This window comes from Pseudomonas sp. W15Feb9B, assembly GCF_000828175.1.
Classification (GTDB): domain Bacteria; phylum Pseudomonadota; class Gammaproteobacteria; order Pseudomonadales; family Pseudomonadaceae; genus Aquipseudomonas; species Aquipseudomonas parakoreensis.
Genome location: NZ_JTKF01000040.1, coordinates 22,343 through 43,853, shown reverse-complemented (window position 1 = coordinate 43,853; position 21,511 = coordinate 22,343). Strand labels below are relative to the sequence as shown.

Sequence of the window (21,511 nt, the reverse complement as noted above, 5' to 3'; positions counted from 1 at the left end):
GCTTTTCTGTGCACCAAGCCCCACAATCGCGGCCTTATGACCGTAGAAGTGCGGTAGTGTTCCGACAATCTAACACACGGACGCCGTCCGTTCTGTTTTCCACTGGAGAATCCCGATGGCGCTAGAACGCTCCGACGTGGAAAAAATCGCGCATCTGGCCTGCCTTGGCCTGAATGATGCCGATCTTCCGCACATTACTTCCGCCCTCAACAGCATTCTCGGGCTGGTCGACGAAATGCAGGCCGTCGATACCGACGGTATCGAGCCTTTGGCCCACCCGCTGGAAGCCAGTCAGCGCCTGCGCGCCGACGTCGTGACCGAGACCAATCACCGCGAGGCTTACCAGTCCATCGCACCAGCGGTCGAAAACGGCCTGTATCTGGTTCCGAAAGTCATCGACTAAAGGGAAAGAGCCTGCAATGCATCAAATGACTCTGGCCGAGATCGCCCGCGGTCTCGCCGATAAAAAGTTTTCCTCCGAAGAGCTGACCAAAGTCCTGCTGGCGCGTATTACCCAGCTCGATCCGCAGCTCAACAGCTTCATCAGCCTCACCGAAGAGCTGGCGCTTGCGCAGGCGAAAGCCGCCGACGCGCGCCGGGCCAACGGTGAGAGCGGCGCCCTGCTTGGCGCGCCGATCGCCCACAAGGACCTGTTCTGCACCCAGGGCATCCGCACCAGTTGCGGCTCGAAGATGCTCGACAACTTCAAGGCCCCGTACGACGCCACCGTGGTTGCGAAACTGGCGGCTGCCGGCGCCGTGACCCTGGGCAAGACCAACATGGACGAGTTCGCCATGGGTTCGGCCAACGAGTCGAGCTGGTACGGCGCGGTGAAAAACCCGTGGAACCTGGAACACGTACCGGGCGGTTCGTCCGGTGGTTCGGCCGCCGCGGTTGCCGCGCGCCTGTTGCCGGCGGCCACGGCCACCGACACCGGTGGTTCGATCCGTCAGCCCGCCGCGTTCACCAACCTCACCGGTCTGAAACCGACCTACGGTCGCGTATCGCGCTGGGGCATGATCGCTTATGCCTCAAGTCTCGATCAGGGCGGCCCGCTGGCTCGCACCGCCGAAGACTGCGCGATTTTGTTGCAAGGTATGGCCGGGTTCGATCAGAACGATTCGACCAGCATCGATGAGCCGGTTCCGGATTACTCCGCGAGTCTCAACACTTCGCTGCAAGGCCTGCGCATCGGCGTGCCGAAGGAATACTTCAGCGCCGGTCTCGACCCGCGCATCGCCGAACTGATCCAGAACAGTATCAAAGAGCTGCAGAAGCTCGGCGCCGTGATCAAGGAAATCAGCCTGCCGAACATGCAGCACGCGATTCCTGCGTACTACGTGATCGCCCCGGCCGAAGCCTCTTCGAACCTGTCGCGTTTCGACGGCGTGCGCTTCGGCCATCGCTGCGAGAACCCGGAAAACCTGATCGACCTGTACAAGCGCTCGCGTGGCGAAGGCTTCGGGCCTGAAGTGCAGCGCCGGATCATGGTCGGCGCCTACGCGCTGTCCGCCGGTTACTACGACGCCTACTACCTGAAAGCGCAGAAGATCCGCCGCCTGGTGAAGAACGACTTCATGGCGGCCTTCAATGAAGTCGATATCATCCTCGGCCCGACCACGCCGAACCCGGCCTGGAAGCTCGGCGCGAAGAACAGCGATCCGGTCGCTGCCTATCTGGAAGACGTCTACACCATCACCGCCAACCTCGCAGGCCTGCCGGGTCTGTCGATGCCGGCCGGCTTTGTCGACGGTCTGCCGGTGGGCGTGCAGTTGCTCGCGCCGTATTTCCAGGAAGGCCGTTTGCTCAACGTTGCGCACCAGTATCAGCTCAACACTGACTGGCACACCCGCACCCCAACCGGCTTCTGAGGAGACACACATGCAATGGGAAGTCGTGATCGGGCTGGAGATTCACACTCAGCTCACTACCCGGTCGAAAATCTTTTCCGGTAGTTCCACCCAGTTCGGCTCCGAGCCAAACACCCAGGCCAGCCTGATCGACCTGGGCATGCCCGGCGTATTGCCGGTGCTGAACCAGGAAGCGGTACGCATGGCGGTGATGTTCGGTCTGGCGATTGACGCCGAGATCGGTCAGCACAACGTGTTCGCCCGCAAAAACTACTTCTACCCGGACTTGCCGAAGGGTTACCAGATCAGCCAGATGGAATTGCCGATCGTCGGCAAGGGCCACCTGGACATCGCCCTGGAAGACGGCACGGTCAAACGCGTTGGCATCACCCGCGCGCACCTGGAAGAAGACGCTGGCAAGAGCCTGCACGAAGAATTCAACGGTGCCACCGGCATCGACCTGAACCGTGCCGGCACGCCGCTGCTGGAAATCGTTTCCGAGCCGGACATGCGCAGCGCCAAGGAAGCCGTGGCTTACGTCAAAGCGATCCACGCGCTGGTGCGTTACCTGGGCATCTGCGACGGCAACATGGCCGAAGGCTCGCTGCGTTGCGACTGCAACGTCTCGGTCCGCCCGAAAGGCCAGGTCGAGTTCGGCACCCGCTGCGAGATCAAGAACGTCAACTCGTTCCGCTTCATCGAGAAGGCGATCAACTCCGAGATCCAGCGGCAGATCGAGCTGATCGAAGACGGCGGCAAAGTGATCCAGCAGACCCGTCTGTACGATCCGAACAAGGACGAGACCCGTCCGATGCGTTCCAAAGAGGAAGCCAACGACTACCGTTACTTCCCCGATCCGGACCTGCTGCCGGTGGTCATCGAAGAGTCGTTCCTCGGCGAGGTGCGCGCCACTCTGCCGGAACTGCCACCGCAAAAGCGCGAGCGCTTCCAGAGCCAGTTCGGTCTGTCGGCCTACGACGCCAACGTGCTGGCCACCAGCCGTGAGCAAGCGGACTACTTCGAGAAAGTCGCGGCCATCGGCGGCGACGCCAAACTGGCGGCGAACTGGGTGATGGTCGAGTTGGGCAGCCTGCTCAACAAGCAAGGCCTGGACATCGAGGACTCGCCGGTCTCCGCCGAGCTGTTGGGCGGCATGCTGCAGCGCATCAAGGACAACACCATCTCCGGCAAGATCGCCAAAGTGGTGTTCGAAGCGATGGCCAACGGCGAAGGCACGGCGGACGAGATCATCGACAAGCGCGGCCTCAAGCAAGTGACCGACAGCGGCGCGATCTCGGCGGTACTGGACGAAATGCTCGCGGCCAATGCCGAGCAGGTCGAACAATACCGCGCGGCAGACGAAGCGAAACGCGGCAAGATGTTCGGCTTCTTTGTGGGTCAGGCCATGAAGGCTTCGAAAGGCAAGGCCAACCCGCAGCAAGTGAACGAACTGCTGAAAAGCAAGCTCGAAGGCTGACCACAATGGAGCCAGCATTTGTTACTGGCTCTGATCCCCTGTGGCGAGGGAGCTTGCTCCCGCTGGTCTGCGCAGCAGCCCCCCGTCGGCATCCGCACTCTTTCGGAAAGAATGCGGTTGCTGGTTTTGCGACCGCTTCGCGGCCGAGCGGGAGCAAGCTCCCTCGCCACAATTATTCTGGGAGCTTTCGAATGAAACGCCTGCTCGGCGCCTGCGCCCTGCTCTCCTTGCTCGCCGGTTGCGCCAGCAACGACATCATCGACCCGCACGGTTACGACCAGACTGGCGTCGCTTCCTATTACGGTGCCAAGCACCACGGTAAACGCACCGCCAGCGGCGAAGCGTTCAACCAGAATTCCCTGACCGCCGCCCATCGCCAACTGCCGTTCGGCACGCGGGTGAAGGTCACCAACCTGAAAAACGACAAATCCTGCGTTGTGCGCATCAACGATCGCGGCCCGCACACCCGTGGCCGCTTGATCGATGTCTCCCGTGAAGCCGCCGAACGCCTTGGCATGCTAGGCAGCGGCACGGCACGCGTGCGCATACAGGCCCTCGACGACTGATGGAGCGCTGACCATTTTTGCTCTGGCCGATTTACCGCTGATCAACGTGATCGAGTTGCTCAGCGGCCTGATCCTGTTGATCCTCGGCGCCGAACTGATGGTGCGCGCCGCGGTGCGTCTGGCCGCGCGCCTGCATGTGCGCCCGCTGATCATCGGCCTGACCATCGTCGCCCTCGGCAGCAGCGCCCCGCAAATGGCGGTCAGCCTGCAAGCGACCCTGACGCACAACCCCGACATCGCCGTCGGCAGCGTGATCGGCAGCAGCATCTTCAACATCCTCGTGACCCTCGGTCTGTCGGCGCTGATCATTCCGCTGCGGGTCTCGCGGCAACTGGTGCGCCTGGATATTCCGCTGATGATCGGCGCCAGCCTGCTGGTGTTTGTCCTCGCCTGGAACGAACAGATCGGTCGCTTCGACGGCGTGCTGCTGCTCGCGGCATTGGCGTTGTACCTCAGTTTGTTGCTGCGCCAGTCGCGGCACTCGGCGCGTCCGCATTCGCAATTGCCGCAAGCCCCGCAGGTGCCGTGGTTCAGCAGTCTGTTGATGATCGTCGTCGGTCTGGCGCTGCTGGTGTTCGCCGGGCATTTGCTGCTCGGCGCAGCGGTGGCGGTGGCGACGGATCTGGGCTTCTCCGAACGAGTAATCGGCCTGACCGTGGTCGCGGTCGGCACCTCGCTGCCGGAGCTCGCCACCTCGCTGATCGCCGCACTGCGCGGGCAGCGCGATATCGCCGTGGGCAACGTGATCGGCGCCAACCTGTTCAACCTGCTCGGGGTGCTCGGCGTTACCGCACTGATCGCACCGACACCGTTGTCGGTCTCGCCCAACGCACTGGATTTCGACCTGCCGGTGATGCTTGGCGTCGCCGCGCTGTGCCTGCCGGTGTTCTATTCCGGCTATCGCGTGACCCGCGCTGAAGGTTTGTTGTTGCTCGGTTTGTACGCGGCTTACGGGCTGCACGTGGTGTCGTTCACCACCGGCATGCCACTGGCCGGCAAACTGGAAAAGCTGATGCTGTTTTACGTGCTGCCAACGCTGCTGGCGTTTCTGTTGTTCACGTCCGTACGCGCCTGGCGCCGCCAACACCACAAGAGGGATGTGCCATGACCGATTCGCAGAAAACCGGGGTTGAAATGCGCCGTCAGGTAATGGGCGATGCGTTCGTTGATCGCGCGCTGGGCAACGCCACCGAGTTCACCCAGCCGCTGCAGGATTTCGTCAATGAACACGCCTGGGGCGGCGTGTGGAATCGCGAAGGTCTGCCGCTGAAAACCCGCAGCCTGATTACCCTTGCAGCGCTGACCGCATTGAAGTGCCCGCAGGAATTGAAGGGCCACGTGCGCGGTGCGCTGAACAATGGCTGCACGGTCGAGGAGATTCGTGAGGCGCTGCTGCATTGCGCGGTGTATGCCGGGGTGCCGGCGGCGATTGATGCGTTTCGCGCGGCGCAGGAAGTGATCGACAGTTATCAGAAAAACTAAAAGATCGCAGCCTTCGGCAGCTCCTACAGGAGAACGCATTCCAATGTAGGAGCTGCCGCAGGCTGCGATCTTTTGATCTTGCCCTTCAGATCCACCCACCCCACTGCAACAGAAAGATCCCGATATTGGTGGTCACCGCCGCCATCAGCGTGGTCAGCACAATGATCGCCGCTGCCAGCTCATGATTGCCCTGCGCTGCCCGGGCCATGACGAAACTCGCCGCCGCCGTCGGGCTGCCGAAGTACAGAAACAGAATCCCCAGCTCCGCTCCGCGAAAGCCCCACAGCCACGCACCGAGCGTCGCCAGCACCGGCAAACCGATCATCTTCACCAGACTCGAACTGAGCGCCATGCTCCCGCTCTTGCGCAGCGCCGCTAATGACAGCGTGCCGCCAATGCAGATCAGCGCCAGCGGCAAGGTGGTTTGCGCCAGATACTGGCCGGAGGTTTCCAGCCAGCCTGGCAGGCTGATCTGGAAATACGCGAACGGTGCGGCGGCAATCACGCTGATGATCAGCGGATTGCTGAACACGCTTTTGCAGATGCTCCACGGATCGGACTTGATCACCGGGCTGTACACCGCAAGCACGATGGTCGACAGCGTGTTGTAGAACAGGATCACCAGCGCCGCGAGAATTGCCCCGAGGGAAATCCCGTAGTCGCCGTACATGCTCGCCGCCAGCGCCAGACCAATCACCCCGTTGTTGCCGCGAAACGCGCCCTGGGTGTAGATGCCGCGATCTTCACGCGGGCACTTGATGATCGCCCAGCCCCAGGCCAGGGCAAAACTCACCAGCGTGGCGACTGCAAAATAGATCAGCAGCGCCGGTTGCAGCGCGGCGTGCAGATCCGCATGCAGAATCCCGAGAAACAGCAGTGCCGGCATGCTGACGTTGAACACCAGCGCTGAGGCAGTGTGGATGAAGTTGTCGTTGATCCAGTCGATGCGCTTGAGCAACACCCCGAGGAACAGCATGGCGAACACCGGCGCGGTGATGTTCAGGGTTTCGAGGAAGATTGCCAGCATGCCGGGGGAGCCTTTGGGTGAGCGTCGTCAGGGCTTAATGATAAGCCACCCGATCCTTTGGCGTCTGTTGGATCGCTTTCGCGAGCAGGCTCGCTCCCACAGAAACACTACACATCCAATGTGGGAGCGGTCACACCTGTGGCGAGGGAGCTTGCTCCCGCTGGGTCGCGAAGCGGCCCCAAAAAATGGGACTGCTACGCAGTCCAGCGGGAGCAAGCTCCCTCGCCACAGGGTCAGGTAATCGGCGCCGGATTGAACAGGGTGATGTCGTTATGCAGCTTGTGCTTCTCCGCCCACGTCTGCTGCTTGCCGCTCGCCACATCCAGGTAATAGTGGAACAACTCCCAGCCCAACGCCTCGATGGACGCACGACCGGTAGCAATCCGCCCGGCATCGATATCGATCAGATCCGGCCAGCGTTGCGCCAGCTCGGTCCGGGTCGAGACCTTGACCACCGGCGCCATGGCCAAGCCATAAGGCGTGCCCCGCCCGGTGGTGAACACATGCAGGTTCATCCCCGCGGCCAACTGCAAGGTGCCGCAGACAAAATCACTGGCCGGGGTCGCGCAGAAGATCAAACCCTTCTGCTTGAACCGCTCGCCCGGGCCGAGCACGCCATTGATCGCGCTGCTGCCGGATTTGACGATCGAGCCCAGCGATTTCTCGACAATGTTCGACAACCCGCCTTTCTTGTTGCCCGGCGTGGTATTGGCGCTGCGATCCGCTTCGCCCTTGGCCAGATAGCGGTCGTACCAGTCCATCTCGCGCACCAGCTCCTGCGCCACGGTCTTGGTCTCGGCACGGGAGGTCAGCAGATAGATCGCATCGCGCACTTCGGTGACCTCGGAAAACATCACCGTCGCCCCGGCGCGCAGCAGCAAGTCCGAGGCGTAACCCAGCGCCGGGTTGGCGGTGATGCCGGAGAACGCATCGCTGCCGCCGCATTGCATGCCGAGGATCAGCTCGGACGCCGGCACGGTTTCGCGGCGGCGCTGGTCAAGCTTCTGCAAACGGACTTCGGCCAGCGCCATGATCTGCTCGATCATCTCGGTGAAACCGTGACTGGAATCCTGCAGGCGATACAGCCACGGCTCGCTGAGATCCACCGAGGCGTCATCCTCGTGCATCACCTGCCCGGCCTGCAATTTCTCGCAGCCCAGGCTGATCACCAGCGCTTCGCCACCCAGGTTCGGGTTGCGTGCCAGATTGCGCACGGTGCGGATCGGGATGTACGCATCGGTGGCGGTGATCGCCACGCCGCAGCCGTAACTGTGGGTCAACGCCACCACGTCATCAACGTGCGGATACTTCGGCAGCAACTCGTCCTTGATGCGTTTCACCGCGTGATCGAGCACGCCGGTGACGCACTGCACCGTGGTGGTGATCCCGAGAATGTTGCGCGTGCCGACGGTGCCGTCGGCGTTGCGATAACCCTCGAACGTGAAGCCTTCCAGCGGCGACTGCGCGGCCGGTACTTCGGTGGACAGCGGCAGGCTGTCCAGCGGCGGCGCGGTCGGCATGCGCAGTTGATCTTCCTTGACCCAGCTGCCCCGCGGGATCGGCTGCAACGCGTAGCCGATGGTCTGGCCGTAGCGAATCACCTGGCCGCCCTCGGGAATGTCCTCGAGGGTGACCTTGTGGCTCTGCGGCACAAAGTCCACGGTCACCAGACCGTCCGGGAACTCGGTGCCGGCCGGTACTCCCTGGTCGTTGACCACAATCACTACGTTGTCCCGCTCGTGCAGGCGGATGTAGCGCGGCGAGTCGGAATGTTCAATCAACTGCATGACGCCGCTCCTCAGGAATGCGCTTGAGACAATTTGCCGGTGATTTCAGAACCACCGTTGGTTGGCGGCTCTTTGAGCACCACACGTTTGATCGGGCCGACGATCACCAGGTAGCTGAACACCGCGACCAGTGCGTTGGCACCGACGAACACTAGCGCCCACTTGAACGAACCGGTGGAGCTGATGATGTAGCCGATCACGATCGGCGTGGTAATCGAAGCAAGGTTGCCGAAGGTGTTGAACAACCCGCCGCTCAGGCCAGCGATCTGTTTTGGCGAAGTGTCGGACACCACCGCCCAACCCAGCGCGCCTACGCCTTTGCCGAAGAAGGCCAATGCCATGAAACCAACGACCATCCATTCCACGTCAACATAGTTGCAGGCCACGATACTGCTCGAGACCAGCAAGCCGGCAATGATCGGCGCCTTGCGGGCGAAGGTCAGCGAATGCCCTTTGCGCAGCAGGTAATCGGAAATCACCCCGCCAAGCACGCCACCGATGAAACCGCAGATCGCCGGCAGCGAGGCAATGAAACCGGCTTTGAGAATAGTCATGCCGCGCTCCTGCACCAGGTACACCGGGAACCAGGTCAGGAAGAAATAGGTGATGCCGTTGATGCAGTACTGACCCAGATATACACCGAGCATCATGCGGTTGGTCAGCAACTGACGGATGTAATCCCACTTCGGACCGTCGGATTTTTTGCCTTGCTTGACATCCATGTCGACCATGCCGCCGTTGTCGGCGATGAACTGCACTTCGGCTTCGTTGGCCAGCGGATGTTGACGCGGGCTGTGGATAACCTTGAGCCAGACCAGCGAGAAGATGATGCCGAGGATACCCATGACAATGAACACGTGCTCCCAGCCGAAGCGATACACGATCCAGCCCATCAGCGGCGCGAACAGTACAGTGGCGAAATATTGCGCCGAGTTGAAGATCGCCGAGGCCGTACCGCGTTCAGCGGTCGGGAACCAGGCCGCGACAATCCGTGCGTTACCGGGAAAGGATGGCGCCTCCGCCAGACCGACCAGGAAGCGCAGCATGAACAGCGCAACGATCGCCGTGGACATGCCGAATTCACCGACAAAGCCTTGCAGCACGGTGAACAGCGACCAGGTGAAAATGCTCAGGGCGTAGACTTTTTTCGAGCCGAAGCGATCGAGCAGCCAGCCACCGGGAATCTGTCCGGCGACGTAGGCCCACCCGAAAGCGGAGAAGATATAACCGAGGGTGACCGCGTCGATGCCGAGGTCTTTTTGCAGGCTGGAACCGGCGATGGCGATGGTCGCGCGGTCGGCGTAGTTGATCGTAGTCACCAGAAACAGCATGAGCAGGATCAAATAGCGGACGTGAGTCGGCTTGGACGATTGCATGTAGATGTACTCCCACTGATTATTTTTATGCGCGGGTGAATCTGTTGTGCTGCATGTATTCCCTGTAGGAGCTGCCGAAGGCTGCGATCTTTTGATCTTGATCTTCAAACAAATCAAAAGATCGCAGCCTTCGGCAGCTCCTACAGGGGTATTGCTTCAGGAGCCGATGTAGCTGGTCTTCACGACCGTGTAGAACTCTTGCGCATAGCGGCCTTGCTCACGTGAGCCATAGGATGAACCCTTACGACCCCCGAACGGAACGTGGTAATCGACACCGGCGGTCGGCAGGTTGACCATCACCATCCCGGCCTGCGAATGGCGCTTGAAGTGGTTGGCGTACTTCAGCGACGTGGTGGCGATGCCGGCCGACAGACCGAACTCGGTGTCGTTGGCCATCGCCAGCGCCGCCTCGTAATCGGCCACGCGAACGACGTTGGCCACCGGGCCGAAAATCTCTTCACGGCTGATGCGCATCGACGCTGCGCTGTCGGCAAACAGCGTTGGCGCGAGAAAGTAGCCTTCGGTGTCGCAGGTCACCAGACCACCGCCGCTGACCAGACGTGCACCTTCGGACTGGCCGATGTCGATGTACTTCATGTCCTGTTCCAGCTGCGCCTGGGAAACCACCGGACCGATGTCGGTGCCGGATTTCAGCGCGTGGCCGACCTTGATCGACTGCATGCGCTCGGCCATGGCTTCAACGAACTTGTCATGAATCCCGGCAGTGACGATCAAGCGGCTCGACGCCGTGCAACGCTGGCCGGTGGAGTAGAACGCGCTCTGCACCGACAGCTCGACCGCTTGCTTGAGGTCGGCGTCGTCGAGAATGATCTGCGGGTTCTTGCCGCCCATTTCCAGCTGCACCTTGGCCTGGCGCGACACGCAATTAACGGCGATCTGCCGGCCCACACCGACGGAGCCGGTGAAGCTGATGCCATCAACTTTCGGGCTGTTGACCAGCGCTTCGCCGACCACCCGACCGCTGCCCATCACCAGGTTGAACACGCCGGCCGGGAAGCCAGCGCGGGAGATGATTTCCGCCAGCGCCCAGGCACAACCTGGCACCAGATCGGCAGGTTTGAGCACCACGCAGTTGCCGTAGGCCAGGGCCGGGGCGATTTTCCATGCCGGAATGGCAATCGGGAAGTTCCACGGGGTGATCAGACCGACCACGCCGAGGGCTTCGCGGGTGACTTCGACGTTGACGCCCGGGCGCACCGACGGCACGTAGTCGCCGGACAGACGCAGGCATTCACCGGCGAAGAACTTGAAGATGTTGCCGGCGCGGGTCACTTCGCCGATGGCTTCGGGCAGGGTCTTGCCCTCTTCCCGGGCCAGCAGGGTGCCGAGTTCTTCGCGACGGGCGAGGATTTCCGTGCCGACTTTATCCAGCGCATCGTGACGGGCCTGAATGCCCGAAGTCGACCACACCGGGAACGCGGCGCGGGCCGCATCGATGGCGGCGTTAACCTGAGTCAGGTCAGCCTTGGCGTAGTCGCCGATGGTGTCGCTCAGCTCGGACGGGTTGATGTTCGCCGAGTAATCGGCACCGGCGACCCATTCACCGTTGATGTAGTTGTCGTAACGCTTGGAATCAGCCACAGAAAATTCTCCTCTCTACGCAAAAGCCGCTGATTGCTCAGCGGCCTTGTGGGTCGGTGTTTATTGCGCGCCTTGCTTGTCGATCAGCGCGGCGAGCATTTCGAATTCTTCGCCGGTCAGGTCGGTCAGCGGTGCACGCACCGGGCCTGCGTCATAGCCGGCGATTTTCGCGCCTGCCTTGACGATGCTCACGGCGTAACCGGCCTTGCGGTTGCGGATGTCCAGGTACGGCAGGAAGAAGTCGTCGATGATCCTGGCGACGGTGGCGTGATCGTCGCGGGCAATCGCGTGGTAGAAGTCCATCGCGGTTTTCGGGATGAAGTTGAACACTGCCGAGGAGTAAACCGGCACGCCCAGTGCCTTGTAGGCAGCGGCGTAGACTTCCGCAGTCGGCAGGCCGCCGAGGTAGCTGAAGCGATCACCGAGGCGGCGACGGATCGACACCATCAACTCGATATCGCCCAGACCGTCCTTGTAGCCGATCAGGTTCGGGCAGCGCTCGGCCAGACGTTCCAGCAGTGGCGCGGTCAGGCGGCAGACGTTGCGGTTGTAGACCACCACGCCGATGTTCACCGATTTGCACACCGCTTCAACGTGGGCGGCGACGCCGTCCTGGCTAGCCTCAGTCAGATAGTGCGGCAGCAGCAACAGGCCTTTAGCGCCCAGACGCTCAGCTTCCTGGGCGTACTCGATGGCTTGACGGGTCGAGCCGCCGACACCGGCCAGAATCGGCACGCTGCTGGCGCAGGTGTCGACGGCAGTCTTGATGATTTCCGAGTATTCGCTGGCGGCCAGGGAGAAGAACTCACCGGTGCCGCCGGCGGCGAACAAGGCTGAAGCGCCATACGGGGCCAGCCACTCCAGACGCTTGATGTAGCCGGCGCGGTTGAAATCGCCCTGAGCATTGAAATCAGTGACCGGGAACGACAGCAGACCGGCGGAGAGGATGGACTTCAGTTCTTGTGGATTCATTATTCGAACACCCTGGGTAGCAACGTTTTTTGTGAGTTTTATGATTCAGCCAATGCCGAAGTTGTAGGTCATCGTACAACTTAAAAGACAACCGTCAACTGCATTTCATCGTTGCCCCGCACTTTTTGTCGGACAAGATTCGATCTTGACGTAGGAAAAATCTGGTCTAGGCTCGATCTGACTGTATATCCATACAGTTAAAAATAAATCCACCGACGACATATCAAGGAGCCAGAAATGTCCGGACTGCATGCAAAACCACAGGTACGACCCAAACCGGTCGTCGCTCGACTCGATGATCTTTTCACTGTAAAAGGCATCCGCTTCAACGCCGACAATCCGCATCTGCTGCTGCACATCGCCGACGCCCATAGCGATGTCGTACCGGCCGCCGCCCTCCCCGGCAACGCCTTGAACATTCGACCGCCACTGCGCTTCGAAGGCGCTGAACACACGGCCATCGGCGATAACACCCTGCTGCGCTTCAGCGAAAACGCCGAGCCGATTCGCGCGCAAAACAAGCCCTTGCACTTGCCCAATGGCCTTGCGCTGACCTACGGCCAAGTGGTGGCGCTGGCTGGAGATTTCTACGGCGTGGTCGATCGACCGATCAACGAAGGCGCGACCCCGGCTGATCGCCTGAATCGCTTCCACGCTGCATTTGATTCTCTCGCCGTGCTGCCGGCCTCACGCGCCGAGGCCACGCAGATTCTCGCGGTCATGCAAAAGGAGATCGACGCGGTCAAACAGGCGATCAAGGACGGCAAAGCACCACATGAAGCCTACGACGCGCTCGGAGATACGTTGTCCGAAGAGTGGAACAAGCTCACCGGCGGCGGCAGTTTCGTCTCCGCGCTATTCCCGCTTGGGCGCTATCTGAAACTGGCGGCGAACAACGCCGACCACTTTGGTGAATGGGCCAGACTGGCCTACATCGCCGGCCACACCGCCGCCCTGCAAACCGCCGTCGCAGCCCGCGCCAATCACGATGAGCAGCAACTGGAACGGGCCTACGCGATGAACGCGTTTGCCGACCACTTCCTCACCGACCTGTTCTCTGCCGGCCACCTGCGTGTGCCACGCAAAGAGATGGCGGCGGTGGTCACGCCGAGCGATCTCGGCTCGCTGGTCACCCGTTTCATGCACGACGAGGACAGTAAATTCGGCCTCAAGGTGCGCAACGCCCATGGCGATCAATGGCGCGTCTACGGCGACAAACGTTACTTCGACGCCAGCGACGCGGACAACCGAACCCAGGTCAATCTGGCGGTGCAGGCTTCGGCGGATGAAATCTTCGCCGCCTACCTCAGCGGCAACGTGCCCGCCCCTTCAACGTTTGCCGCGCTGCAACGCCTGCCGGATCTGACGGCGGTGCTGAATCTTTCGAATAACTTCGCGCCGCTGTTCCGCGTCGAGGGCGGCAAGGTGCTGCGGCGCAAAGATGTGAACAACCTCAACGACACCGCCACCATCGATGACTGGTGGGGCTGGAGCACTTACTTGCTGCTCAAGGACTACCACCCGACGGGCAACGTCAATCAAGGAGAATGAGCAATGACGATCACTTTGAAACTGGAACTGACGTCGGGGCAGTCGCTGCAGGGCGCGCCGCTGGAGCTGCTGGAGGACGGCAAGCCGATTGCGCGGGGGGTTGTGGATAAATCGGGAGAGGTGGCGTTTGCTGCCAAGCCTGGTAACGCGAAACTGGCAGTGAGGGTGGATCGCTCGATATTGCCGCGCTGAATTCACGGGCCTCATCGCTGGCAAGCCAGCTCCCACAGTGACTGATGTCGTACACGGAATCCGCTGCAACATAGGAACCTGTGGGAGCTGGCTTGCCTGCTCCCCTCAGCGATCGATGTCGTACACGGGATCCGCTTCAACAAAGGAACCTGTGGGAGCTGGCTTGCCAGCGATAGCGGTATGTCAGGCGCACATAATCTGCCAGACACTCATCCGCGCTGCGCCTGCGCCTCTTCATGGGCCTGGCGCAGCCTTTCACGGCTGTTGGTCAAATGCAGGCGCATCGCCGCCCGCGCCGCATCGGCATCCTGGCGGGCAATCGCCTCGTAGATTTCCTCGTGCTCACGGCTCAGGCGATTCATGTAGTGCTGCTGGTCATCATGCGCCAGGCGTGCCGAGTTCAACCGCGTACGCGGAATGATGCTGGTGCCCAGGTGGGTCATGATGTCGGTGAAGTAGCGGTTGCCGGTGGACAGTGCGATTTCCAGATGGAAGGCGAAGTCCGACGCTACCGCATCGCTGGCGTGGGCCACGCTGTCGTTCAGTGCATCGAGGGCGGCGCGCATGGTCGCCAGTTGTTCGGGACTGCGACGTTGCGCGGCGAGGCCGGCGGACTCCACTTCCAGGCTGATGCGCAACTCCAGAATCGCCAGCACGTCACGCAAAGTGACGACGGTCGCCGGGTCGATGCGGAAACCGCTGGGGCTCGGCGTGTCGAGCACGAAGGTGCCGATGCCGTGGCGGGTTTCCACCTGGCCGGCAGCCTGCAAGCGGGAGATCGCCTCGCGCACCACCGTGCGGCTGACGCCATGCTCCTGCATGATCGCCGACTCGGTGGGCAATTTGTCGCCGCGCTTGAGCAGACCGTCGCGGATCTGCTCGGTCAGCACCGTCACCAGCTCCTGGGCCAGGCTGCGGCGCTTGCGCGGGAGGCGTGGGGTGTCGATCGGGTTTTCCATGGTCAACGTCTGGTCTCGAAAAATCGGCTTGGTGGGCATCATAGCGCAGGCGGGTTGTACGATCACTCGTCACAGACTTCCCCTGTAGGAGCTGCCGCAGGCTGCGATCTTTTGATCTTGAAAAACAACATCAAAAGATCGCAGCCTGCGGCAGCTCCTACAGGGGGATTTCTGTGGGTCAGGCGGTCACGGCCTGTTCCACCAGATGCCCGCTGTCGATCCGTACATGCCGTGGGTGGAAGCGCTTGAGGCTGCTGCGGTGGCCGACGCTGACGATGCTCAGGCCCGGCAACTGATCAATCAGCGCCTGATACAACGTTGCCTCATCCTCTTCATCCATCGCCGACGTCGCTTCGTCCATGTACAGCCATTGCGGTGCGTAAAGCATCGCGCGGGCGAAGGCCAGGCGTTGCTGTTCACCCGGCGACAGCATGCGCTGCCAGTGATTGGCTTCGTCCAGACGTGCGACCAGATGCGGCAGACGGCAAGTCTCCAGCACCTGCGCGTAACGCTCTGGCGCATAGGTGTCGCCCGGTTGTGGATAACTCAAGGCTTCGCGCAGGGTACCGATCGGCAGATACGGCTTCTGCGGCAGGAACAGATAACGCGCCGCCGGCAGGCGAATAGCGCCGTGGCCCGCGGGCCACAAATGCCCCATCGCCCGCAGCAACGTCGACTTGCCGCTGCCGGATCGGCCGCTGAGCATCACCCGCTCGCCCGGCTCCACCGTCATGTCGGCATTGGTCAGCAGGTGCCGACCATCGGCCAGGTCCAGGCCGAGGTTGTGCACTTGCAATTCGCTGCCTTGGTTTTGCACGTCGATGGCCGGGCGGCGCTGTTCGTTATCGGTCATGGCCTGACGGAAACTCAGCAGACGATCACAGGTGGCGCGCCAGGACGCGAGGCTCTGATAGGCGCTGATGAACCAGCTGAAACTCTCCTGGACGTTGCCGAATGCCGAGCTGATCTGCATCAGTTCACCCAGCTCGATCTTGCCGGCGAGGTAGCGCGGCGACGCCACGATAAACGGGAAAATGATCGCAGCCTGGCTGTAACCGGCAGTGAAGAACGTCAGGCGCTTGGACACTTTCATGATGTCCCAGAAGTTGTGCCAGACATTACCGAAGCGACCGCTCAAACGACGATTTTCGTTCGGCTCGCCGTTGTACAACGCGATGCTCTCGGCATTTTCACGAATCCGCACCATGGAAAAACGCAGGTCGGCTTCGAAGCGTTGTTGTTGGTTGTTCAGGCCGATCAAGCGGCGACCGATCAAGTGCGTCAGCCAGCTGCCCACCACGGCGTAGACCAGCACGCACCAGAACATGTAGCCGGGAATGGTGATGCCATAGACCTCAATGCTGCCCGACACGCCCCACAGAATGATCGAGAACGACACCAGGCTGACGATATTGCGCAGCAGGCCGATCCCCAGCTCAAGGGTATTGGAGGTGAAGTTATTGAGGTCTTCGGAAATCCGCTGGTCCGGGTTATCGGTGTAACCGCCCTGCTCCAGCTGGTAGTAATTCTTGTCGGCGAGCCAACGGGAGAAATGCTTTTCGGTGAGCCAGGCCCGCCAGCGAATCGTCAGCATCTGGGTCAGATAAAGCCGGTACACCGCACCGACAATCGCCACCGCTGCAATCGCGCAGAAATACAGAATCAGCTGCCAGAACGCCGCTTCATCTTTCTTCTGCAGCGCGTTGTAGAAATCCTTGTACCAGGTGTTGAACCACACCGAGATCCCCACGCTGAGCAACGACAGCGCAATCACCGCAATCAGCAATGTCCAGGCCTTGCCCTTCTCTTCGCTGCGCCAGTAAGGCGTGATGATCCCCCACACCTTGCGAAAAAACTGCCCGCGCACAGCATCGTTGACCGCGGAATATTCAGCGTTCTGATTCATGGAAAAGGCTCGATAAAGAAAAGAACAGACACGCACCGATCATAGTTGATCGGTGCGCGTTATCGCGAGGGCTGGCGATGGCCGTTCAGCGCAGGTTCAGCGACGAACCGGGCGCTTCTGCAGTTTGCGCTGCAGGGTGCGGCGGTGCATGCCCAGGGCGCGGGCAGTGGCGGAGATGTTGCCTTCGTGCTCGGTGAGCACGCGCTGGATGTGCTCCCATTGCAGACGGTCCACCGACATCGGGTTTTCCGGCACCAGGCTGTCGAGGTCGGCGTGTTCGGAAAGCAGCGCAGCCAGCACGTCGTCGGCGTCGGCCGGTTTGCACAGGTAGTTGCAGGCGCCGCGCTTGATCGCTTCGACCGCCGTGGCAATGCTCGAATAACCGGTGAGGATCACCACGCGCATTTCCGGGTCCAGTTCCAGCAGCTTGGGCAGCAGCACCAGACCGGAGTCGCCGTCCATTTTCAGGTCCAGCGCGGCGTAGTCCGGCAGGTCGGCCTGGGCGATGGTCAAGCCTTCCTCGGCGGAGCCTGCGGTACTCACGCGAAAGCCACGGCGGGCCATGGCACGGGCCATTACTCGGGTGAAGGTCGCGTCGTCGTCGACCAGCAGCAGATGCGGCAGTTCTTCGCCTTCGACTTGGATTTCGTCACTCATGTTGGTCTCCTCGGGCGCCGTGGGGCAGGCGCAGCTCGGTGAGCGTGCCGCCTTCCTCATGACTATAGAGTTTCACTGAGCCGCCGGCGCGTGTCACGCTGGCCTTGCTCAAAAACAGGCCCAGGCCGAAACCTTTGCCCTTGGTGGTAAAAAACGGTTTGCCGATCTGCTCGGCGATGGCCAGCGGCACACCGGCGCCGTGGTCACGAATACTGATGGTCACGGTTTCCGCGTCCCAGTCCAGCGTCACCTGAAGATTTTCCGGGCAGGCGTCGGCGGCATTGTTCAGCAGATTGAGCAGCGCCTGGGTCAGATCCGGCGGCGGTGCCATGCGCGGGACTGTGCCCTGGCCGAGACGCTGGAAGCGATAACTGGCCTCCGGACGCATCAGGTGCCAACGGTTCAGCGCTTCGTCGAGCCATTGGGTGACGTCCTGCATTTCCACGGCCATACGACGGTTGGCTTCGGCGGCGCGCACCAGTTGTTGCAACGTTTCTTTGCACAGCTTGACCTGATCCTGCAGCACTTTCAGATCGTCCTGCAACATCGCGTCGGGGTGATCCTGCTGCATTTCCTTGAGCAACACGCTCATGGTCGCCAGCGGCGTGCCGAGTTCATGCGCCGCGCCAGCGGCCTGGGTGGCGACGGCCAGCAATTGCTGATCGCGCAGGCCTTCTTCGCGGCGAATCGCACGCAACTCTTCCTGACGGCGCAGCTCTTCAGCCATGCGCGCAGCGAAGAAGGTGATGACCGCAGCAGCGAGGGCGAAGCTCAGCCACATGCCGTAGATCTGCAGGTTCTCGCGGGCCACCGGCAGGGTTTCCAGCGGGTAGAAACGCGTGAGCATCACGGTGTAGAGCGCCAGCGCGATACCCGACAGAATCACCGAATAACGCCACGGCAGCGTCACCGCCGCGATGGTCAGTGGCACCAGATAGTAGGAAACGAACGGGTTGGTCGAACCGCCGGAGAAATACAGCAGCGCACTGTGGATCACCAGATCGCAGGCCAGTTGCAGCGCATATTCGAGTTCGGTCACCGGCCACGACGTACGCAGTCGAACGGCGGTGAACACGCAGAGCAGAATCGAGCAGCCGAGGGTCATCGCCAGTTGCACCCACGGCAACGGCAACAATTGCAGCCAGTAGGCCAGGCCGACGGACCCGGCCTGCGCGGCGAGCACCAGGGTGCGGATGAACGTCAGCCGCCAGAGGTTCTGGCGAGTGGCGGAAGTCAGTTGTACGGGGGCGAGCATGAGCTCTCCTGATGAGCGCTCCAGGCGGATCGCACGGAGTATAACCAAGCCGCGCCTTTGAGAGGCGAAAGTGCGGCAAATGACCACATGGCGCTGGCGGTAAATTGGGCTACAGCGCATGGCTGTCCGAGATCGACTGTGGCGAGGGAGCTTGCTCCCGCTCGGCTGCGAAGCAGTCGTAAATCCGGTATCTCCGGTATTTCTGGCAGATCACGGTTGCCGGGTTTGGGACTGCTTCGCAGTCCAGCGGGAGCAAGCTCCCTCGCCACAAGAGCGCACTCGACTCAGGATCTGCGGTGAGCTGGGCGATCTGTATAGAAGTTGTAACTGGGCGAACCGCAGCGCAGAAGCTAGAGTCTGATGGTTTCACGCAGGGACGAACCAACACCTGCGCATTATTCAAGGAGCCTTCATGCACACCTTTCGCCGCAGCGCCGCCCTTCTCGCCCTGACCGTCGGCAGCATCGCCAGCCTTACGGCGCTGGCCGCCGATGAGCTGCACTACAACCAGATCTCCCTGCGCGCCGAAGTCAGCCAGGAAGTCGCCCGCGACCTGATGATCGTGACGCTCTACACCGAAGCGCAAAACACCGACCCGGCCAAACTCGCCGCCGATGTCAGCACCACCATGAACAAAGCGCTGGCCCAGGCCAAGCAAGTCAAAGACATCACCCTGCGCCAGGGCAGCCGCAACAGCTACCCGATCTACGACACCAAGGGCCAGAAAATCACCGGCTGGCGTGAACGCGCCGAACTGCGCCTGGAAAGCGCCGACTTCGCCGCCCTGTCCAAACTCACTGGCGAACTGCTGACCGACCTGAAAATGGGCGGCATGGACTTCGCCATCGCCGAGCCGACCCGCAAGGCCAGCGAAGACAAACTGCTCAAAGAAGCCGTCAGCGCCTTCAAGGCCCGCGCGCAACTGGCCACCGACGCACTGGGCGGCAAGGGCTACAAAATCGTCAACCTGAACCTCAACAGCAACGGCTACCCACAACCGTACATGCGCGCCCCGATGATGATGAAAGCCGCCGGCATGGCGGATTCGGCACCGGTCACACCGGAAGTCGAAGCCGGCACCAGCCAGGTCAGCCTGACCGCCGATGGCTCGATTGAAGTGTTGATGCAGTAATCTTTCCGACGAGGGGCGCCATTGCCGGCGCCTCTCTCTACAACTTGGCCGATGCGCAAACTTCAGCGAAGAATAACCTTCCGACATTTCGCTCATCGTCAATTTAATTTTCCACCTTGACATTTTAAAAGAGCAATGAAATGATCCGCCAAGAGTAAAGGAACTTACTCGCTATTCAATATAAAAAATATAAAAGCAAGGATTAGCATGAAACGTTCAAGCAGTACTTCTATGCATTCAAACCTGCATTCCCCAAGTAGCATTCGTCCAGATTCTACACCTCCCGTTCCAGTCCAATCCAATACATCACCTGTCACTCCCATTGCGGGATTGAAAATGCTTATTGCCCACTAAAATACTCTTCAAATTTCAAATCTGCACAACATAAAGCTGTGCAGGCAGTCATGCGCGCTGCATTAATTTTCTTTTCATAATTCCGAATTTCGCTTGTCTGAATATTTTTCAGCGGCCATTCGAAATGTTTTTTCTGCGCTTTTTTAAAGGCAATCAACTTCACATCGACCCCACACAAGGCAGACTATGAAGAATATCGTAATGATCGGTGGGCATGATGAAACGTTCATGCACTACAACGGTTTGGGTTTTGACTTCACCGTATTGCAACTGCCCGACTCGGTAGGCCCCAACCTGACGGCACTGACCGACCGCATTCACCTCGTCAACGATTTTTCCGAGGCAACGGTGCTGGCCAGGATGGAAGAAGTCCTCCTTTCGCAAAGCGTCGATTTCATCTTTTCATTTACCGAGGACGGTCTGCTGCCAGCTGCGCTTGCGAGCAAGCATTTCGCGATCCCCGGGATGGATTACGACACCTGCGAGCGGTGCATCGACAAGGCTTCGATGCGCTCGCATCTGGCGGGAAGCGAGTTTGCCGTCACCAGCAAGACCTGCCACAACCACGCAGAGGTCGAGCAATTACTGGTCAGCCACCCCAGTGGCATTGTGCTGAAAGACCCCAAGGGTTCCGGCAGTGAGAACGTCTTCATCATCAAAGACCGTACGGCGCTTCATGATGCACTGAGCCGAATCGGACAAGCGCCTTTCACTCTGCTCGCCGAAGAGTTCTTGAACGGACGCGAAGTCAGCGTGGAAACCCTGACCATCGACTCCCGACACCGCGTCCTGGCGGTGACCAACAAGCAACTTTATGGAACCTCACTCGCCGAAGAACAGCACATCATTTCACCGGACAACGTCGACCAGCAAACCTTCGAAAATATCAGTGGTTATTGCGAAAGACTGTTGACAGCGATCGATCACAAACATGGCCCATGCCATATTGAAATAATGATCTCCGGAAATAATTTACATCTGGTGGAAATCAACAACCGAGTCGGCGGCGACTACATCGGCTTATTGGTGGAACTTACCACCGGCGTCGACCTGTTCAGAGAAACCCTAAGTTTCCACAGCACAATAAATGGGTCGACCCCGGACAACTTGCCAGAGCGTTACACATTCGCCGGCTCCCACTTGTTTTACGAACCCGTCAACCCTGATGTCATTCGCGATTACATGCAGGAAGTCGACATTATCCGATTGATCATGGGCGACGCCAATCCGCCACTTGATCGTCCGCACACCAACGACGACAAAGTGGGCCTGCTGGTTATTGCCAGCGATGATCGCGACAAGTTCTATCGCGCTATTACCCGTTTGAACACACTCACTTCGGCTAACTGAATAATCAGGAACAAGA

At 60.5% G+C, this 21,511-nt stretch carries 20 protein-coding genes; 10 read left to right on the top strand and 10 right to left on the bottom strand.

Annotated features, from left to right (window positions below; genetic code table 11):
- The first annotated feature begins 115 nt into the window (after positions 1–115).
- From gatC to OC71_RS20310, 6 genes are all read left to right on the top strand, one after another.
- On the top strand, positions 116–403 hold the full coding sequence (gatC, locus tag OC71_RS20335; RefSeq protein ID WP_003221657.1) for an Asp-tRNA(Asn)/Glu-tRNA(Gln) amidotransferase subunit GatC: 288 nt from the start codon (positions 116–118) through the stop codon (positions 401–403).
- A gap of 16 nt (positions 404–419) precedes the next feature.
- Positions 420–1,871: an Asp-tRNA(Asn)/Glu-tRNA(Gln) amidotransferase subunit GatA gene (gene gatA / locus OC71_RS20330; RefSeq protein ID WP_041072817.1), complete on the top strand. Its 1,452-nt coding sequence runs from the start codon at positions 420–422 to the stop codon at positions 1,869–1,871.
- A 10-nt stretch (positions 1,872–1,881) separates the two neighbouring features.
- Positions 1,882–3,327, top strand: coding sequence for an Asp-tRNA(Asn)/Glu-tRNA(Gln) amidotransferase subunit GatB (gene gatB, locus OC71_RS20325; RefSeq protein ID WP_041072816.1), 1,446 nt, complete (start codon positions 1,882–1,884; stop codon positions 3,325–3,327).
- A 191-nt stretch (positions 3,328–3,518) separates the two neighbouring features.
- Positions 3,519–3,893 (top strand): septal ring lytic transglycosylase RlpA family protein, encoded by a 375-nt coding sequence (locus OC71_RS20320; protein WP_041072815.1) that lies wholly within the window; start codon positions 3,519–3,521, stop codon positions 3,891–3,893.
- Positions 3,894–3,939: 46 nt separating this feature from the next.
- Complete coding sequence (locus OC71_RS20315) at positions 3,940–5,001, top strand: calcium/sodium antiporter (protein WP_041072814.1); 1,062 nt, start codon at positions 3,940–3,942, stop codon at positions 4,999–5,001.
- Complete coding sequence (locus OC71_RS20310) at positions 4,998–5,375, top strand: carboxymuconolactone decarboxylase family protein (protein ID WP_041072813.1); 378 nt, start codon at positions 4,998–5,000, stop codon at positions 5,373–5,375. The genes OC71_RS20315 and OC71_RS20310 overlap by 4 nt, the downstream gene beginning before the upstream one ends.
- Positions 5,376–5,460: 85 nt before the next feature.
- Here OC71_RS20310 and OC71_RS20305 read toward each other — a convergent pair whose 3' ends face one another.
- The 5 genes from OC71_RS20305 to kdgD all read right to left on the bottom strand — a co-directional run bounded on the left by OC71_RS20305 (position 5,461) and on the right by kdgD (position 12,139).
- A complete protein-coding gene (locus OC71_RS20305; RefSeq protein WP_041072811.1) occupies positions 5,461–6,402 on the bottom strand; it encodes an AEC family transporter in 942 nt (313 codons plus the stop codon).
- A 233-nt stretch (positions 6,403–6,635) separates the two neighbouring features.
- Entirely contained in the window at positions 6,636–8,189 is a 1,554-nt protein-coding gene (gene garD / locus OC71_RS20300) for a galactarate dehydratase (RefSeq protein ID WP_041072809.1), read from the bottom strand.
- A gap of 11 nt (positions 8,190–8,200) precedes the next feature.
- Positions 8,201–9,565 (bottom strand): MFS transporter, encoded by a 1,365-nt coding sequence (locus OC71_RS20295; protein WP_041072807.1) that lies wholly within the window; start codon positions 9,563–9,565, stop codon positions 8,201–8,203.
- Between the two features lie 156 nt (positions 9,566–9,721).
- Complete coding sequence (locus OC71_RS20290) at positions 9,722–11,167, bottom strand: aldehyde dehydrogenase family protein (RefSeq protein ID WP_041072805.1); 1,446 nt, start codon at positions 11,165–11,167, stop codon at positions 9,722–9,724.
- A 60-nt stretch (positions 11,168–11,227) separates the two neighbouring features.
- Positions 11,228–12,139 (bottom strand): 5-dehydro-4-deoxyglucarate dehydratase, encoded by a 912-nt coding sequence (gene kdgD / locus OC71_RS20285; protein WP_041072803.1) that lies wholly within the window; start codon positions 12,137–12,139, stop codon positions 11,228–11,230.
- Between the two features lie 237 nt (positions 12,140–12,376).
- On the opposite strand from kdgD, the gene OC71_RS20280 reads away from it, so the two are divergent.
- Both OC71_RS20280 and OC71_RS20275 read left to right on the top strand, forming a co-directional pair.
- Positions 12,377–13,690: a hypothetical protein gene (locus tag OC71_RS20280; protein ID WP_041072801.1), complete on the top strand. Its 1,314-nt coding sequence runs from the start codon at positions 12,377–12,379 to the stop codon at positions 13,688–13,690.
- Between the two features lie 3 nt (positions 13,691–13,693).
- Complete coding sequence (locus OC71_RS20275) at positions 13,694–13,882, top strand: hypothetical protein (protein ID WP_041072799.1); 189 nt, start codon at positions 13,694–13,696, stop codon at positions 13,880–13,882.
- Between the two features lie 209 nt (positions 13,883–14,091).
- On the opposite strand, the gene OC71_RS20270 is transcribed toward OC71_RS20275, so the two are convergent.
- From OC71_RS20270 to OC71_RS20255, 4 genes are all read right to left on the bottom strand, one after another.
- On the bottom strand, positions 14,092–14,841 hold the full coding sequence (locus OC71_RS20270) for a FadR/GntR family transcriptional regulator (protein WP_041072876.1): 750 nt from the start codon (positions 14,839–14,841) through the stop codon (positions 14,092–14,094).
- 178 nt (positions 14,842–15,019) lie between these two features.
- On the bottom strand, positions 15,020–16,747 hold the full coding sequence (locus OC71_RS20265; RefSeq protein ID WP_041072797.1) for an ABC transporter ATP-binding protein/permease: 1,728 nt from the start codon (positions 16,745–16,747) through the stop codon (positions 15,020–15,022).
- Positions 16,748–16,843: 96 nt separating this feature from the next.
- Positions 16,844–17,404: a response regulator transcription factor gene (locus tag OC71_RS20260; protein WP_003221630.1), complete on the bottom strand. Its 561-nt coding sequence runs from the start codon at positions 17,402–17,404 to the stop codon at positions 16,844–16,846.
- Positions 17,397–18,659 (bottom strand): ATP-binding protein, encoded by a 1,263-nt coding sequence (locus OC71_RS20255; protein WP_027610820.1) that lies wholly within the window; start codon positions 18,657–18,659, stop codon positions 17,397–17,399. The genes OC71_RS20260 and OC71_RS20255 overlap by 8 nt, the downstream gene beginning before the upstream one ends.
- Before the next feature lie 412 nt (positions 18,660–19,071).
- On the opposite strand from OC71_RS20255, the gene OC71_RS20250 reads away from it, so the two are divergent.
- Positions 19,072–19,791 (top strand): SIMPL domain-containing protein, encoded by a 720-nt coding sequence (locus OC71_RS20250; protein ID WP_041072795.1) that lies wholly within the window; start codon positions 19,072–19,074, stop codon positions 19,789–19,791.
- A gap of 340 nt (positions 19,792–20,131) precedes the next feature.
- Here the strand turns inward: OC71_RS20250 and OC71_RS28290 are convergent, their stop codons facing one another.
- A complete protein-coding gene (locus OC71_RS28290) occupies positions 20,132–20,308 on the bottom strand; it encodes a hypothetical protein (RefSeq protein ID WP_161794914.1) in 177 nt (58 codons plus the stop codon).
- Positions 20,309–20,331: 23 nt separating this feature from the next.
- On the opposite strand from OC71_RS28290, the gene OC71_RS20245 reads away from it, so the two are divergent.
- Entirely contained in the window at positions 20,332–21,495 is a 1,164-nt protein-coding gene (locus OC71_RS20245; RefSeq protein ID WP_041072793.1) for an acetyl-CoA carboxylase biotin carboxylase subunit family protein, read from the top strand.
- Positions 21,496–21,511 lie beyond the last annotated feature (16 nt).

What these genes read in the sequence shown, in the direction of transcription:
- OC71_RS20310 (WP_041072813.1), top strand. Translation starts at nt 4,998, where the DNA reads ATGACCGATTCGCAGAAAACCGGGGTTGAAATGCGCCGTCAGGTAATG.
- kdgD (WP_041072803.1), bottom strand. Translation starts at nt 12,139, where the DNA reads ATGAATCCACAAGAACTGAAGTCCATCCTCTCCGCCGGTCTGCTGTCG.
- OC71_RS20250 (WP_041072795.1), top strand. Translation starts at nt 19,072, where the DNA reads ATGCACACCTTTCGCCGCAGCGCCGCCCTTCTCGCCCTGACCGTCGGC.
- OC71_RS20320 (WP_041072815.1), top strand. Translation starts at nt 3,519, where the DNA reads ATGAAACGCCTGCTCGGCGCCTGCGCCCTGCTCTCCTTGCTCGCCGGT.
- OC71_RS20270 (WP_041072876.1), bottom strand. Translation starts at nt 14,841, where the DNA reads ATGGAAAACCCGATCGACACCCCACGCCTCCCGCGCAAGCGCCGCAGC.
- OC71_RS20275 (WP_041072799.1), top strand. Translation starts at nt 13,694, where the DNA reads ATGACGATCACTTTGAAACTGGAACTGACGTCGGGGCAGTCGCTGCAG.
- OC71_RS20260 (WP_003221630.1), bottom strand. Translation starts at nt 17,404, where the DNA reads ATGAGTGACGAAATCCAAGTCGAAGGCGAAGAACTGCCGCATCTGCTG.
- OC71_RS20305 (WP_041072811.1), bottom strand. Translation starts at nt 6,402, where the DNA reads ATGCTGGCAATCTTCCTCGAAACCCTGAACATCACCGCGCCGGTGTTC.
- gatB (WP_041072816.1), top strand. Translation starts at nt 1,882, where the DNA reads ATGCAATGGGAAGTCGTGATCGGGCTGGAGATTCACACTCAGCTCACT.
- gatA (WP_041072817.1), top strand. Translation starts at nt 420, where the DNA reads ATGCATCAAATGACTCTGGCCGAGATCGCCCGCGGTCTCGCCGATAAA.
- gatC (WP_003221657.1), top strand. Translation starts at nt 116, where the DNA reads ATGGCGCTAGAACGCTCCGACGTGGAAAAAATCGCGCATCTGGCCTGC.
- garD (WP_041072809.1), bottom strand. Translation starts at nt 8,189, where the DNA reads ATGCAGTTGATTGAACATTCCGACTCGCCGCGCTACATCCGCCTGCAC.
- OC71_RS20245 (WP_041072793.1), top strand. Translation starts at nt 20,332, where the DNA reads ATGAAGAATATCGTAATGATCGGTGGGCATGATGAAACGTTCATGCAC.
- OC71_RS20295 (WP_041072807.1), bottom strand. Translation starts at nt 9,565, where the DNA reads ATGCAATCGTCCAAGCCGACTCACGTCCGCTATTTGATCCTGCTCATG.
- OC71_RS20255 (WP_027610820.1), bottom strand. Translation starts at nt 18,659, where the DNA reads ATGCTCGCCCCCGTACAACTGACTTCCGCCACTCGCCAGAACCTCTGG.
- OC71_RS20280 (WP_041072801.1), top strand. Translation starts at nt 12,377, where the DNA reads ATGTCCGGACTGCATGCAAAACCACAGGTACGACCCAAACCGGTCGTC.
- OC71_RS20265 (WP_041072797.1), bottom strand. Translation starts at nt 16,747, where the DNA reads ATGAATCAGAACGCTGAATATTCCGCGGTCAACGATGCTGTGCGCGGG.